The organism is Streptomyces triculaminicus (assembly GCF_017349075.1).
GTDB classification, from domain to species: Bacteria; Actinomycetota; Actinomycetes; order Streptomycetales; family Streptomycetaceae; genus Streptomyces; species Streptomyces triculaminicus.
The window spans coordinates 1681681-1696101 of record NZ_JAFMOF010000002.1 but is presented as its reverse complement, the minus strand read 5'-3'; the positions used below and the strand labels follow the sequence as shown (position 1 = coordinate 1696101).

General features: G+C 69.4%; 14 protein-coding genes and 1 pseudogene. 9 read left to right on the top strand and 6 right to left on the bottom strand.

Going from position 1 to position 14421, the window contains the following annotated elements; all coding sequences use genetic code 11:
• Positions 1-29: 29 nt before the first annotated feature.
• Positions 30-734 carry an aspartate/glutamate racemase family protein gene (locus J1792_RS17825; RefSeq protein ID WP_086575415.1) on the bottom strand — a complete coding sequence of 235 codons (705 nt, stop codon included), beginning with the start codon at positions 732-734 and terminating at the stop codon, positions 30-32.
• 2 nt (positions 735-736) lie between these two features.
• Positions 737-1261: a hypothetical protein gene (locus J1792_RS17820; RefSeq protein WP_086575417.1), complete on the bottom strand. Its 525-nt coding sequence runs from the start codon at positions 1259-1261 to the stop codon at positions 737-739.
• 176 nt (positions 1262-1437) lie between these two features.
• On the opposite strand from J1792_RS17820, the gene J1792_RS17815 reads away from it, so the two are divergent.
• The 6 genes from J1792_RS17815 to J1792_RS17795 all read left to right on the top strand — a co-directional run bounded on the left by J1792_RS17815 (position 1438) and on the right by J1792_RS17795 (position 7883).
• Positions 1438-1812, top strand: a complete 375-nt coding sequence (locus tag J1792_RS17815; protein WP_207247677.1) for a hypothetical protein — start codon at positions 1438-1440, stop codon at positions 1810-1812.
• A gap of 706 nt (positions 1813-2518) precedes the next feature.
• Entirely contained in the window at positions 2519-2962 is a 444-nt protein-coding gene (locus J1792_RS17810) for an NUDIX hydrolase (RefSeq protein WP_207247676.1), read from the top strand.
• 143 nt (positions 2963-3105) lie between these two features.
• Complete coding sequence (locus J1792_RS17805; RefSeq protein ID WP_143587777.1) at positions 3106-3465, top strand: hypothetical protein; 360 nt, start codon at positions 3106-3108, stop codon at positions 3463-3465.
• Entirely contained in the window at positions 3458-5491 is a 2034-nt protein-coding gene (locus J1792_RS17800) for an ABC transporter ATP-binding protein (protein ID WP_207247675.1), read from the top strand. Before J1792_RS17805 ends, J1792_RS17800 begins: the two co-directional genes overlap by 8 nt.
• Positions 5488-6498, top strand: coding sequence for an MFS transporter (locus J1792_RS34220; RefSeq protein ID WP_086573000.1), 1011 nt, complete (start codon positions 5488-5490; stop codon positions 6496-6498). The genes J1792_RS17800 and J1792_RS34220 overlap by 4 nt, the downstream gene beginning before the upstream one ends.
• Positions 6495-7883, top strand: a complete 1389-nt coding sequence (locus J1792_RS17795; protein WP_086573006.1) for a SulP family inorganic anion transporter — start codon at positions 6495-6497, stop codon at positions 7881-7883. Before J1792_RS34220 ends, J1792_RS17795 begins: the two co-directional genes overlap by 4 nt.
• 135 nt (positions 7884-8018) lie before the next feature.
• Here the strand turns inward: J1792_RS17795 and J1792_RS17790 are convergent, their stop codons facing one another.
• Positions 8019-8708, bottom strand: coding sequence for a DUF6193 family natural product biosynthesis protein (locus J1792_RS17790; RefSeq protein WP_086572999.1), 690 nt, complete (start codon positions 8706-8708; stop codon positions 8019-8021).
• Between the two features lie 296 nt (positions 8709-9004).
• Here J1792_RS17790 and J1792_RS17785 point away from each other — a divergent pair, with 296 nt between their 5' ends.
• On the top strand, positions 9005-10129 hold the full coding sequence (locus tag J1792_RS17785) for a methyltransferase domain-containing protein (RefSeq protein WP_207247674.1): 1125 nt from the start codon (positions 9005-9007) through the stop codon (positions 10127-10129).
• Positions 10130-10164: 35 nt separating this feature from the next.
• Here J1792_RS17785 and J1792_RS17780 read toward each other — a convergent pair whose 3' ends face one another.
• Positions 10165-11427 (bottom strand): hypothetical protein, encoded by a 1263-nt coding sequence (locus J1792_RS17780; protein ID WP_086572996.1) that lies wholly within the window; start codon positions 11425-11427, stop codon positions 10165-10167.
• A 6-nt stretch (positions 11428-11433) separates the two neighbouring features.
• Positions 11434-12246 carry an alpha/beta fold hydrolase gene (locus tag J1792_RS17775; protein ID WP_086572994.1) on the bottom strand — a complete coding sequence of 271 codons (813 nt, stop codon included), beginning with the start codon at positions 12244-12246 and terminating at the stop codon, positions 11434-11436.
• Positions 12247-12444: 198 nt separating this feature from the next.
• On the opposite strand from J1792_RS17775, the gene J1792_RS17770 reads away from it, so the two are divergent.
• Positions 12445-12996, top strand: a complete 552-nt coding sequence (locus tag J1792_RS17770; protein WP_143587775.1) for a hypothetical protein — start codon at positions 12445-12447, stop codon at positions 12994-12996.
• Positions 12997-13154: 158 nt separating this feature from the next.
• Here J1792_RS17770 and J1792_RS34215 read toward each other — a convergent pair.
• Positions 13155-13238, bottom strand: a pseudogene (locus tag J1792_RS34215) (MerR family transcriptional regulator); the annotation flags it as partial.
• A 474-nt stretch (positions 13239-13712) separates the two neighbouring features.
• Here J1792_RS34215 and cseB point away from each other — a divergent pair.
• The gene (cseB, locus tag J1792_RS17765) at positions 13713-14411 is read left to right on the top strand and encodes a two-component system response regulator CseB (protein WP_086572991.1); all 699 of its coding nucleotides are present in this window, start codon (positions 13713-13715) and stop codon (positions 14409-14411) included.
• The last annotated feature ends 10 nt before the right edge of the window (positions 14412-14421 follow it).

The window sequence follows — 14421 nt, the reverse complement described above, 5'->3', positions numbered from 1 at the left end:
CCGCGGAGTCGGCAGGTCCCTTTTGGGGCTCACCTCGGCGATATCCCCACCAGGGCCGCGTTAATGGCCGCCTCAGCGTGCAGCCGTGTAGTGGGGAAGACCGGCACGGGGCTGTCCTGCGGCCCGACGAGAAGCTCGATTTCGGTGCAGCCCAGGATGACGCCCTCTGCACCCGCCTCGACGAGACCCCCGATAACGCGCTGATATTCCTCACGTGATTCGCCCTTCACGATACCGAGGCACAGCTCTTCGTAGATCACCCGGTGCACAAGAGCGCGTCCTTCGGCATCTGGGACACACACATCCAGCCCGCCCGCCTCCAGGCGTGCACGGTAGAAATCCTGCTCCATGGTGAACGCGGTCCCGAGCAGGCCGACCTTACGAATCCCCGCAGCCCGCACCGCATCCACTGTGGCATCTGCAAGGTGCAACAACGGAACCCCCACTGCCGCCTCCACCTGGCCCGCGACCTTGTGCATCGTGTTGGTGCAGATCAGCACCATGTCGGCGCCGGCCTTTTCCAGAGAACGAGCGGCGGCGGCCAGAATTTCCCCGGCTTCCTCCCAGCGCCCCTGCACCTGCAACTGCTCGATCTCCGCGAAATCCACCGAGTAAAGCACGCACCGGGCGGAGTGCAGACCACCAAGCCGGTGGCGTGTGAACTCGTTGAGCAGTCGGTAGTACTCTGCCGTCGATTCCCAACTCATCCCCCCTATCAGCCCGATTATTTTCATCGTCACCCCTCCGCCATCCGCTGCCGATGTGCAGATTTTGCAGGAGCACAACACTCAAAGCAATTCAAGGAAATCCAAGACCCTCCCCAAGGTTTCCTTATGGGGCAGTCCGAGCGTGTCCGGCCGAGGATCTCGACCGGCAGGTCGGCCGGGAGATGGGCCGGCCACGGGGCGTCGTAGCCGGCGTGGATCACGACCAGGACGTCCGGATCCCCGATCTCCCACTGCCCGGCGATGGTCAGCCGCTCGACGACTTCGCGGATCTGCGTGATGGTCACCGCCGCGACGTCGGCGCCCGACTGAAGCCGGACGGCGTCGAGGATCGCGGTCCAGGAGATCCGTCCAGTCTCCGGCGCGGCAACGATTACGGCCAGCCGGGGATCACCAGGTGCTTGTTCTCGCCATAGCCGTTTCTGGTCGGCGGCGGCGTCGTCGCCCGCCCGGCTGGCGGCGCACGTCGTGCAGTCGCTGACCTGGCACAGAAGGCCTTGCGCCGCCCGCACGCCAGCGGTCACGACGGCGGCCACCGTGTCGTCCAGATCCGCGGAACGCAAAGTGGGGGGAGCGGTGGGCGGCTGCCGGCAGCGAGGGCGTCCTGCGCAGACGCCTGGAGTCGCCGGCGGGCTTCACGTCGACGGTCCAGACCGGGTCGGCTGGGATGAACTTCGGTGCGCGAGCGCCCTCGGCGTTTTATCGTGGCCGCATGGACGAGAAGCGAGCGCTTCGAGTCGTGGACGTGTTGCGGCAGCGGGGCACGGATGCCCACCTGGCCCGCGAGGGCGTCTACCAGATCGGCGTGCGCGTAGTCCTGCGCGACGGCCGTGAGGCGGTCTGGGACACCGACGACACCGCCGGCCTGGAAGCCCAGGTCATGCGGGACGGCGTCCTGGTCGGCTTCGTGCCGTGCATCGAGGGCTCCGAGGACTTCGACGTCGACCGGACCGTCGACGCGATCGTCCGGGCCGACTACGACCAGCCGGTCGCCCGCGAGCGGCCCACGGCTCCACCGCCGTCCGACCCGCTGCCCCGGGAGGGCGGCGTGTTCCGCCGCTTCCTCGGCGGCTTCCGGGAGCGTTGAGCAGCAGCCAGATCCGCAGGCCCGGCCCGCTGGTCAGCAGGTCGGCCGTCCGCGCTGACAATGGCCCGCCTCTACTTCATCGCCCGGCGCTGTAGTACCAGCCGGGCGCAGACCACGTTCTCCCGGACCATCACCGACGGCGTCGGCGAGTGTACCGGCTGCGCGGCTGGGGCTGAGGGACCACGGCTCGAGGGGCGCGAGCAGCTGTTCCGGTCCGGCCCGGGAGGTGCCCATCAGCGGTGAGTACGCCGGCCCGGCGGAGGGCGGAGATGCGATCGTTTGCGCGAACCGCGCAATGCCCCGAAAGGGTGAGCCACCCCGCGCGGGTGATTCGAAAATGCCACCACACCGCCGGAGCCCAAGCGCGCGCCGGGGCGTGGACGACTATCGAACCTTCGTTCCAGCCTTCGCCCAGCCGCGCCCGTGACGGGCCCTTGATCAGCAGCGTTGTTCCGGGCGTCCGCCTCGACTGCCCACCCACGGAGGACTCGCGACCCCCCATGTTCGACGCCGCCGCTTCGCGCACCGCATTCGAACTCTTCCCGTTCAGCGATCAACTGGGAGAGGCGAGCACGGTTGACGGTTTCTTCGCCCATGCATTCGACGCAACGTGGCGGCCACCAGGGCGTCGGGCAGGCCACTGGAGCGCCGCAACGCCCGCGGCCGACCGCACCACACCACACCCGAGCCAGAGGAGAGGAAGCCCGTGCCGATCTTGCCGAACACCGTTGGCGCGCACCTGTTGTTCGAGAGGAGAGGCCACGTCCTGCTGGGGCTACGACCGCCGGACGCACTGTTCGCGGCGAATATCTGGCATGTGCCGGCGGGCCATGTGGAGCGGGAGAGCGTACGAGCCTGCGCTGTACGGGAAGCCGACGAGGAGCTCGGCATCACGGTCGCAGAGCCCGACCTCGAGCTCGTGCACACCGTGCACCTGCTCCACGCCGATAACTCCGTGCCGCGGTTGCAGCTGTTCTTCCGCGTTCACCGGTGGCAGGGCGAGCCGCAGTTGATGGAGCCGGACCGGTGCGTGGAGTGGCGGTGGTGGCCGTTGCACGCTCTGCCCGAGCCGACGGTGGAGTACACCGTCGCGGCGCTGGAGGGCATGGCGAACGGCTGGCCGTACACGGACATGGGATGGCCCCGATAGCCCCTCGCCGACCCGGTCGGCAGCCGACCATCACAACACCCTCGCTGGAGGCTGCTTTGTGCCACTCCCCCTCCCCCGCTTCACCGGCCACGGCTGTGGTCCAGGCGACTGCCGCGCGTGCGCGGCAGGCCATGGTGCACCGCTTGGAGGAACAGAGGGACTTAACCGACCCGCTGCTGCGTGAGGCGCTGCTGAACGTGCGGCGTGAGGTGCTGCTGCCCCGCGCCTACGTCCGGCGCGACGCCGGGTATCCCGAGCCCGTGGTGCTGCAACTGCTGGGCGGCGCGCACCCCCAGGACCGGGAGGAGTGGCTCGACCTCATGTACAGCGGTGCCTCGGAGCGCTGGGTGCGTGCCGGGCGCCCGGAGAGCTACCGGCCGGAGCCGGCCGCCGATGGCCGGCAATACGTCTGCTCCGGCCAGAGCGCGGCGGCCCTCGCGTGGGAGTCGCCGAAGCCGGCTGAGTCCGTCGACGAAAACGAGGGGGAACGCACAAATGAGTGACGCGGACGACATCAACAGGTCGGAGAACGGTGATCGGAAGGAGGTTCCCGGCCCCCGCCGGCGCGTGGAGTTGCCGTTGCCCCCGGCCAGGGCTGCGGCGGCACCGGAAGGCGAGGAGGTCGGCGACGAGCTGACCAGTGTCTACTGGATGCAGTGGGACGGCGAAGCCGCCCGCACCAGCGTGGCGCGGATTCTCGGCCGGCTCCCGGCGATCAGCCGTAGGGTGCTCGGATTGGCCTACCGGGCCGACGCGCGGGCCACGGTCATGGTCGTCGTGCTGCAGCTCGCGTCGGCGTTGATGAGTGCGTTCGGGCTGCTGGCCTCGGTGCGCGTGCTGTCGGCGCTCTTCGCCCAGGGCGCGACCTCCGAACGCATCCACCACGCCCTTCCCTCGCTCGCGCTGGTCGCCGGCCTGTTGGCGGCGCAGGGCCTGCTCGACTTCGGTGTCGCCCGCGGAGAGGCCGCGCTCACTCCGAAGGTCCGGCGCGCGGTGGAGCAGGAGTTCTTGCGGCTGAACTGCCACGTGCGCCTGGAAGCGGTGGACGACGCCGCCTTCGCCGACGAGGCCAACAAGGCGAACGACCGTGGCCTGTACTACATGCGCCAGGCCGTACCGCAACTGATCGCGCTCGTGCACGCCGTACTCGGTCTGATCGGGGCCGCCGGCGTCCTGGCCGTACTGCACCCTGTGCTGCTGCCCCTTCTTCTGCTCTCCGTGGTTCCTCAGGGGTACGCGGCGGTGCGCTCGGCACGGGCGCAGTTCCTCTCGCACAGCCGTTACAGCACCCTGCAGCGCCGCATCCGCCTGTTCACCTGGCTCCTTCTCGACCGCGACTCCGCACCGGAGGTACGCGCGTCCACGGCGCAGCAGGCGCTGCTCGAGGAGCACGAGCGCTTCGCCCGGCGGATCGAGAAGGAAGACGCCCGCCTGGGGCGGCAGGAAGCGAATGTCTCACTGTGGGGCCGGGCGGTCGGCGGCCTGGCGGTCGGGGCCACCTATGCGGTGCTGGGATGGATGACGGCGGCGGGCTGGATGCCGCTGGCGGCGGGCGGCGGCGCGTTCCTTGCCATCCGCTCCAGTCGGGGCACGCTGGTGAACGTCGTACTGGCCATGCACCAGATCTACGAGCACGCCCTGTGGATCGACGACCTCGAGCGGCATCTGGAGCGCTGCCGCGCCCTGCAGCCGCACCGTACGGGCCGGCGCCTTCCGGATGCGGTGAAGACCATCACGGTCACGGACGTCCACTACACCTACCCCGAGGCCGGCCGGGACGCGCTGCGCGGGGTGTCGATGACGCTGACGGCGGGCTCCACGGTGGCCTTCGTCGGAGCGAACGGGTCCGGCAAGTCGACGATGGCCAAGCTCCTGGCCGGGCTGTACACGCCGAGCAAAGGCAGCATCCGCTGGGACGGCGTGGAGGTGCGGGAGGTGGACGCCGAGAGCATCCAGGCCCAGGTCGCCATGGTGCTCCAGGACCCGGTCGCCTGGCCGTTGTCGGCGCTGGCCAACGTCACGATCGGCGCGGGGACCATCACCGAGGCCGACCCACGGCGGGCCCTTGCGGCGGTGACCGAGTCCGGGGCCGATCGCGTCATCGCCGGTCTGCCGCAGCGGTGGGCCACCCCGCTGTCCAAGCGTTTCAAGGGCGGACAAGAACTGTCCGGCGGGAACTGGGCGAAGGTGGCCGTGGCCCGGGGCCTGTACCAGGACGCCGCGATGCTGGTGCTCGACGAGCCGACGGCCAGCATGGACGCCCGCGCCGAACACGCCGTCTACGAGGCCGTGCTGCACGGGACGCGCCGCCCGGACCGCATCACCGTCCTGATCTCCCACCGGCTGGCCAGCGTGACCGCGTGCGACATGATCTACGTCTTCCGCGACGGGCACATCGTCGAGTCGGGCGACCACCACACCCTCATGTCCCGCCGGACCGCCGGCGGCGAACCCGGCGAGTACGCACAACTGTTCACCCTCCAAGCCGCCGCCTACCAGGCGGCAGCCGGCGCCGAAGACGAAACGTGACCGCCACTGTCACGGTCTCGGGCGGGTGGCGGGCCCGGACCGTGGCCGCCGCCGCGCCCTGGCGCGAACGCGGCTACCGGACCTTCCTGACCGCCCAGGTGCTCTCCGCAGCCGGGTCCGCCAGCGCGCCGGTCGCCTTGGCGTTCGCCGGACTCCAGGTCGGCGGCACGGCCGCCGACCTGGGCTGGATCCTCGCCGCCGGCAGCCTGCCGCAGCTGGGGTTCGCCCTGGCAGGCGGGGTCGTCACGGACCGATACCCCAGAGCGCACATCCTGCTGACCGGGAATCTTGCCCTGGCCGTGCTGCAGGCCGCCGCCGCGATCCTGTTGCTCATGGACCTCGCCTCGGTCGGTGCCCTGGCCGGTCTGTCCGCGGCGAGCGGGACGGTGAGCGCGTTCCTCGAACCGTCCACGAAGAAGACCCTTCCCGCGCTGGTCCCCGCCCATCTGCTGCGGCAGGCCACCGCTCTGCTCCAGGCCACGCTGAACGCGGTCAAGGTCGTCGTCCCCGTCGCCGGCGGGGCACTGATCGCGCTCACGGATCCGGGTTACGCCCTGGCCTTCGATGCGCTGACCTTCATCGGCGCAGCCGCTCTTCTCGTGCGCCTCCCGCCGCCGGTCGGCAGCGCCAATGCCGGGCGCTCCACCGCCTGGGAGGAGTTCCGCGAGGGCTGGGACGTCTTCCGCTCGTACGGGTGGCTGCTGCTGTGGTCCGGGCAGGGCTGCGTCACCGTGCCACTGTGGCTGGTCGGCTACGTCCTGCTGGGCCCGGCCTACGCCCACGAGCACCTGGGCGGCCCTGCCGCGTACGGGCTGATGGCCGCCGGGTGGACGGCCGGGCTGGTCCTCGGCGCACTGCTGTGCATGGTGTGGTCCCCGAGGCGGCTGTGCCCGGTCGCCGCCGGGGTGTCCACAGCCATGGCCCTGCCCATGGCCGCCATGGCTGTCGGAGCGCCCCTGCTCGTCATCGTCGCGGCGATCGTGACCGCCGGGGCGGGCTCGCGCTGATCCCCGAGGCGATCTCGTTCTCGATCATCGCCGGGGTCGATCCGGCGCTCGGCCTGTTCGCCTCCTTCACCATGGCCGTGACCATCGCGATCGTCGGCGGACGTCGTGCGATGATCTCCGCCGCGACCGGCGCCGTCGCCCTGGTCATCGCGCCGCTCAACCGCGAGCACGGCCTCGGCTACCTGATCGCCGCGGTCATCCTCGCCGGCGTCCTCCAAGTGGTCCTCGGTGCGCTCGGGGTGGCGAAGCTGATGCGGTTCATCCCCCGTTCTGTCATGGTCGGCTTCGTCAACGCGCTCGCGATCCTGGTCTTCATGACCCAGGTCCCCGAGATGCGGAACGTCCCCTGGGCCGTCTACCCGCTCATCGCCGGCGGCCTCGCGCTGCTGGTGTTCTTCCCCAAGGTCACCACCGTGATCCCGGCCCCGCTGGTGTCGATCGTGATCCTGACCGTCGTCACCGTCGCGGCGGGCATCGCGGTGCCGACCGTGGGCGACAAGGGCGCGCTGCCCTCCTCCCTGCCGGTGCCGGGCCTGCCCGACGTCCCGTTCACCGTGGACACTCTCACCACGATCGCCCCGTACGCGTTCGCCATGGCGCTGGTCGGTCTGATGGAGTCGCTGATGACGGCCAAGCTGGTCGACGACATCACCGACACCCCCTCCAACAAGACCCGCGAGTCCATAGGCCAGGGCATCGCCAACATCGTCACCGGCTTCTTCGGCGGCATAGGCGGCTGCGCCATGATCGGCCAGACAATGATCAACGTGAAGGTCTCCGGTGCCCGCACCCGCCTGTCCACCTTCCTCGCCGGCGCCTTCCTGATGGTGCTGTGCGTCGTCTTCGGCCCCGTCGTCTCCGACATCCCCATGGCCGCCCTCGTCGCCGTCATGATCACGGTGTCGTTCGCGACCTTCGACTGGCATTCCATCGCCCCGAAGACCCTCAAGCGGATGCCCGCCGGGGAGATCACCGTCATGGTCATCACCGTCGCGGCCGTCGTCGCAACCCACAACCTCGCCATCGGCGTCGTCCTCGGCTCCATCACCGCCATGGTCGTCTTCGCCAAGCGCGTCGCCCACCACGCCGAGGTCACCGCAGTCACCGACCCCGACGGGAGCACGGTCGTCTACCGGGTCACCGGCGAGCTGTTCTTCGCCTCCTCCAACGACCTCGTCGGCCGGTTCGAGTACGCCACCGACCCGAAGAAGGTGGTCATCGACCTGAGCGCTGCGCACATCTGGGACGCCTCCTCCGTCGCCGTCCTCGACGCGATCGAAGCGAAGTACGCCCAGCGCGGCAAGACCGTCGAGATCACCGGCCTGAACGATCCGAGCGCCGACCTCCACGGCAGGCTCACCGGCGAACTTGCCGGCAGCAACTGATTCCGGCTCCGGCACGCGCGAGCCGCCGCTGCAGACGGAGCGGGAGGGTGACGCACAGCAGGCCGGTCACGCACCCATGGATCAGACGTCCCCAGCGCCGAACGATCCCGCATGCACCGCCCGCGAGCCGTGAGGTTACGAATCCGAGAGCGATCGGCAGCAGGCCGCCGCGACCTCAAGTGCCTCGCTCAGCGAATCCACCTCACGCCGGAATGCGACAGGAAACGTGATCACTTGGTAAAGGCCTCCAGAAAGAGGAGTGATCTTCACAAGGCCGGATTCCAGGTCGCATGGCTCCCGGGTCAGCATCAGGCTCCTATGGCTGATGTCCGGGTAGAACACCCGCAGGTCAGGATGCGCATGGGCTGCCTGGAGGAGCGGGCGGTCGGGCAGATGCCAATCGTTGGAAAGAAGCTGTCTCCACTTCGTGGGGGCAGGGTCGCCGTCCTCGAACGCCTGCGCCAGTTCGTCCCAGCTCATGAACGGGAACCGGTCGTGCAACTCCCGCAAAAGGCCGCCGCGGCGCCATAGGTCCGCTACCTCCACCACTGCGACGAGATCGTTCGTCCAACCCTGCGACCAAGCGAAACCGCGGTGGAGGATCCGTACGTGGAATGCCCCCTCCGCTCGCGGGGACACGACCACCTTGCCTCGATCAGTGCCTATCTCGGCACTGGCATCCCAACCGGACCTGGCCTGCGGCTCGCCCAATTCGAAGCCGTGAGCCAGTGCGATGAGCTCCATGCTCCGGACCAGATCCGCAGGCGATTCCGCACCAGGGGCGGCCACAGCCTGCGACTCAGCCTCTTGGTCGCCGGTTGCCATGACCGCCTCCACAATGCTCTGACTCGGGCGGACAGGATATGCCGCCGGTCCGCATCGCTCGGCGCGCCCGCGGATCGGTACAGGGTCCGTTCGACCATCTCAGCCAATCCGGCCCGCTACCGGTCTGCTCACCATTACGGTCGGTTCGTCGACCGCCCCGATAAAGGAGGCGCTTCATGGGCAAGCACGGTGACGGCAAAGGCGGCGAGGAAGGCGACAAGCAGCAGTCGCCTCGTGAGAGTGACGGACAGTGGCCCCGGCCCGTCTCGGACCCGCCGAAGAAGAAGTGAGCATAGATGAGCACCCCGGCACGCCTTGTCCAGATGCTCGCCAACAAGGGCTCCCTGACCCCGGACTCCCCGTGGAGAGACGCGGTTCAAGGCGTGCTGCGGGAACTCTTTCTCCCCGACACCTTGGAAGTCGACGGTCGCACCTACGACCGTAGGAAGAATCCCGAGAAATGGGCCTGGGCCGTCTACGCCGACCTGCCCCTCGTCACCCAGATCAACGAGGGCGCCGATTTGGGCGAGGATGCCTACCAGCGACCCACATCGTCCAGCTCCATGCCCACCATCATGCTCGAGATGCTCGAGCTGCTGGACGTCCGCGACGGCCACACGGTTTTCGAGGCCGGGGCCGGCACGGGGTACAACGCGGCCTGGCTCTGCCACCGCCTCGGCTCCGGTCACGTCACCACCATGGACATCGACCCGCGCATCGCCCAACAGGCCGAGGACAGCCTCGCCCGCGCCGGCTTCACCCCCCGCGTCCTGTGCGGCGACGCCGAGGACGGCTGGCCGAAGGGCGCACCGTACGACCGGGTGATGGCGACGTACACCGTGCCGGAGATCCCCTACGCCTGGGTCGAGCAGGCACCCCGAGGACGGATCGTCGCACCGTGTGGCGGAGGCATGTTCCACTACAGCTTCGCCGTCCTGGACGTCGCCGATGGTCGGGCCTACGGCCGGTTCACCGGCAACCCGGCGTTCATGCACACCCGCAGCCGGCCCGGCGGAGGAGGTCGCCTGAAGGACTTCCTCCACCACGCGGACGATGGACAGCCCAGCCGCACCACCCTCAGCCCCCTCGATGTCGCCAGCGACTACGACGCCCTGTTCTACGTCGACGTGTCCGTTCCTGGGGCCTGGCACTTCGTGGGCAAGGCCAGGGACGGCAGTGACGAGGCCAGCGTCTGGCTCTTCTCCCACGACAAAAGCTCCTGGGCTACGGCTGAATACGTCCCCGGCGACCAGGCCGACTACGAGGTCGAGCAGTACGGGCCGCGCCGCCTCTGGGACGAGGTGGAAGCCGCCTACCGTCGGTGGGAAGGCTATGGGCGCCCCGACCGCGACCGTGCCGGCCTGACCGTCGACCGCACGGGCCAGTACCTGTGGCTGGACAGCCCGGACAACATCATCTGAATGCCGCGTCAGCAGTGTTCCGGCGCGTCATCCGGTCACCGGGCCGCTGTGAGGATCGAGGCGATCACCGAGGGGGCGGGAGGACCGTCGAGGGCGCGACGCAGTTCCGCCACTGCCCCGCGCCGCTGTTCGGGGGTGAGGCAGAGGTACTGCTCGATGCGTTCGTTGAAGGTGCTGCGGAAACGCGCGTAAAGGTCGTCGTCCCGGACGATACAGCCGGCGACGGCGACGAGGGCCTTGGTTCCGGCGTAGTCGTCCTCGGGCAGTGCGTGTCCGGGCAGGACGTCCGCGAATCGGCCGGCCAGGTGCCCGAAGAGGGTGCCTGCGAGGTTCCGGATGGTGAACGTGTGGGCGTAATGCTGTTCGTGGAGTGCCAAGGGCAGACGACCCAGGAGCGTGGCCTCGTTGAGCGCCGAAAGGCCGGGGGCGAGGAGGGAGTGGGGTGTTCTCGCCACCTGTCGCAGCAGCTCGCGCTGGGGCAGGAACTGGCGGTCGACGCGTCGTCCGGCCGTCCGGTGGGTACCGCCGCGGTGTCCCGCGTACGGGCCGCCGCAGACCAGGACGCGGGTGAAGCGGGGCCAGTCGGCGAGGAGGTCGGGGATCCAGCGGTCGATGAGCCGGAGGTAGTCGTTGTTGGCCTCGAAGTCCAGGAGGAAGTTCTTGAAGCCGCCGGTGTTGATCAGCAGGTCGTAGCCCGGTCCATCGGCCGCCGGTACGTCTTCCCCCGCCTCTCTCAGACCGTCCAGGTCGACGAGGGGACCGGTCAGATGCATCGCGCAGTCGGCGCCGGCGTCGGCGAACTCGGCCATGCGTCGCGAGATGCCGGGGAAGTCCTGGACCACGCTGTGGTCGGCCAGCAGATGCGCGGCAAGGATGCGTTCGTGCGGCGAGAGGCAGGCCAGGTGGCGGCGTGCCGCCGGTAAGGACGTACGGGGAACGGTCGTGCACAGCTCGCGGATCCGCGCCAGGGAGTGGTGGTGCTGCCAGAAGCCGAACAGGCAGTCCACCAGGACCACCGGTCGGCGCGCCACGACGGAGCGCAGGACGAGGTCGGCGTCCATGACGGAGACGACCTGGTCGCTGTCCTCGAGCAACCGGTCGAGGTCCGGGGATCCGTTCCTGCGCGGCTGGGTGAGCTGGTGGATGCCGTCGAAGGCGGTGGCGTTGCGGTGGGCGAAAGCCGCTGCGACACCGTCTCCCACGAATATCCGCTCGTGTCCGGGGAGCAGTCGGGATACGGCGGTGAGTACGGAGGCCGGGCCGAAGCCGCAGTTCTGGGCGCCCATCAGGATGCGCATGGCCTGTCAGCCGAGTGAGGGCTGTGGGGCGGCCAGGATTGCCTCGAGCTGTGCGGCGAAAGGGGCGGGGTGTCTGGCGTAGCCGGCGTGCCCGCCGGGGAACTCCGCCAGTTCCCGCCCGAGCCGATTCGCGAGGACGGCCGCCGGCCGGTGCACGTCATGGGTGCGCGATCCTTGGCCGCCGGCCATGACGAGACGGTCCGCCACGGCTGCCAATGCGTTGACGTCGGGCACGCAGCGGGTGGAGGGCAGCATCACGTGGGAGAGGAAGAATTCACTGTTGTCGGTGGCTTCGGGGAGCGGCGGGGCGGGCCTGCCGCCGAAGACGGCCCGGAGCTTGTCCAGGGCCGCCGGGACGCCTTCGCGGCGGAACGTCGCGTGCACCTCGTCGAAGAACGCGGAGTGTTGTGCCGCGTCAGGCAACAAGCCCATAGCGGGCGGCTCATGGGCGACGACCAGCCGGAACCTCTGCGGATGGCGGACCGTGAGTGCCAGGGCGATCAGGGCGCCCGAGCAACTGCCGAACACGCGCAGCGGCTCGTCGGCCGTGGCGAGGTGGTCGAGCAGCCGGGCGGCGTCGTCGGCCTGGGTGTCGAGCCACGATTCGGGCGGCGGTCCGTCGAGGAGGCTGCGGGAGATGCCGCGCGGGTCGTAGGTGACGACGCGGTGGTGGGCGGCGAGTTCGTCGGCCAGGTCCCGGAAGACTTCGGCGTCGGAGGCACCGCCCGGGATGAGCAGCAGCAACGGTCCGGTGCCGCGCACTTCGAAGTACAACCTCGCGCCCGGCACCGTCAGCGTGCCGCTCTGCAGCGTGTCCATCTCTCTCCAACTCGCTCCGGCGCAGGGCCCTATGGGAGGTCGAGGGGGCGGCACGAGGCTACCCGCGGGGCGGCCCGCGCGGGTAGGCGTGCGCACCGCGTCGCGCGCCGTTCACCGGGACCGGGCATCCGACATCGCTCTGACACGCCTGTCTCCGGGCGGTACGACCGGGGAAGGGTTTGCCCCATGTTGCTGAGTGTGAAGAGATCCGCCGTGGCCGTCGGCGGGAAGCGGCTGCGCGCGCTCGCCCTCGTGGCCGCCGTGGTGTGCGGCGCGGCCACGCCGGCGCCCGCGGCCGCGTCCGCCCACCCGCGGGAGTCCGTGCTGTTGCAGTGCCAGGGCACCGAGTCCGTCAGCTACGAGCCAGGGGTCACCCTCCAGCCACGACCCATCCACGTCACGGTCGACGGGCGCTTCACCTCCTGCGTCGGCGGTGACGGGACCGTGAAGAGCGGGGGGTACCACGAGGAGTTCACGCTCGACACGGGCTGCAACAACCTCCTCGAAGGCTTCCGGGGCCACCGGACGTACACCTGGAACACCGGTGACTCCAGCACTGCGGACATCACCGGCAGCAGCACGGCCGTAGCCGGTCAGGTGGTCACCCCGGTCACCGGCACCGTGACCCGCGGCCGCTTCCATGGGCGGAACCTGCTCCAGCTCATCTCCTTGCCCCAGCCGAGCGCCCTGCAGTGCCTTGGGCGTGGTTTCACTGGTGTGACCGGGGTGACGACCTTGACGATCTCCTAGCGACTCGAGTCGCTCGTTGTGCTGGTGGAACGTAGCTGGTCTCCGACCAGCACGGGGCGGCAGCTATGGCACCACCGGTCAGGGTCCGCACACTGACTGAGCAGGAGCAGCAGACAAGCCGCAGCGGATAACAGGGCAGGGCACCACCAGCGCCCCGGACGCAACACGAGGATCTGCTGCAGCAGCACGAGCTGGCGCTCTGCGTAGTACCGGTGGCCGTTGCTGCCGATCCGGGCCGGCGGACCTCCGCGAACGGCCAGTCCCTCACCCGCGCCCCTTCCTCTTCCTCACGAACACCTCGCCGGGCCGGCCCGCCTCTCCGGCCCTGGTCAGGACGGTAGAAGCTGCCGCCACGACAACTTCAACCCCCCGAAAACTCGCGCCGGGGTTTTGTATCCGGTGGGTATCAGGAAGCGCTTGGTTGTCCATCAAAACAGCGCGCCGGGCCGCGGCGACGGAAGCCCCGCAAGGCCCGGTGCCACCCAACCTGACCTGCGGGTTTACTGATGGAGGAGACCCTGCACAGGGGTCACGCGTGTCCGCTGTGCGACCTGGCTGTACCCGGCGACGTCTGTCGTATCGTTCCTTTCGGGTCGCCGGCTGCGCATGAGTCGTAAGCGCAGCCAGGACCGCCGTCCCACCTGGCCCGTACGAACAGGAGTCCTCCGCCCGTGTCCTCGCCCACCCCCGCTGGGGTCTCTTCGCGACCTGTTCGCGTGTTGCTGGTGGAGGACGACGACCTGATGCGCCGGTCCTTCACCGTCGCCCTGGAGCGCTACGGCTACGAGATGAAGGCCGCGGCCGACGGTCTTACCGGGCTCGAGCTCTTTCGTGACGAGAGCTTCGACCTGCTGATCCTGGATGTGATGCTGCCCGGTCTGGACGGGATCGGCCTGTGCCGCAGGGTCCGGGAGACCAGCTTGGTGCCCGTCTTGATGATGTCCGCTCGCGGCGACGGGCTCGATGTCGTCGCCGGCCTGGAGGCCGGGGCGGACGACTACGTGGTCAAGCCCGTGGACACTTACGTGCTCGTGGCGCGCATTCGCTCCCTGCTGCGGCGGGCGACCTACTCAGCCGCCCCAGGACCCGAGCAGGCCGCGGGCGAGAAGCCGCCGTCCGAGTCCGAGGCGGAGGTGCTGGTATTCGGGGACCTGACCATCGACACGGCCGGCATGGAGGTGTCCCTCTCCGGAAGCCCGGTGGCGTTGACCCCGACCGAACTGAAGCTGCTGCTGGAGTTCGCCGCCCACCCGGGCGTCGTACTGGAGCGGCACACCCTGCTGCGCAACGTCTGGGAGTACGGCTGGGACGGCGACAGCCGCGTCGTGGACCTGTGCGTGCAACGGCTGCGCAAGAAGCTGGGGCGGGAGCGGATCGAGACGGTCCGCGGCTTCGGCTACAAGCTCAGGCGATGAGGCCAATGCG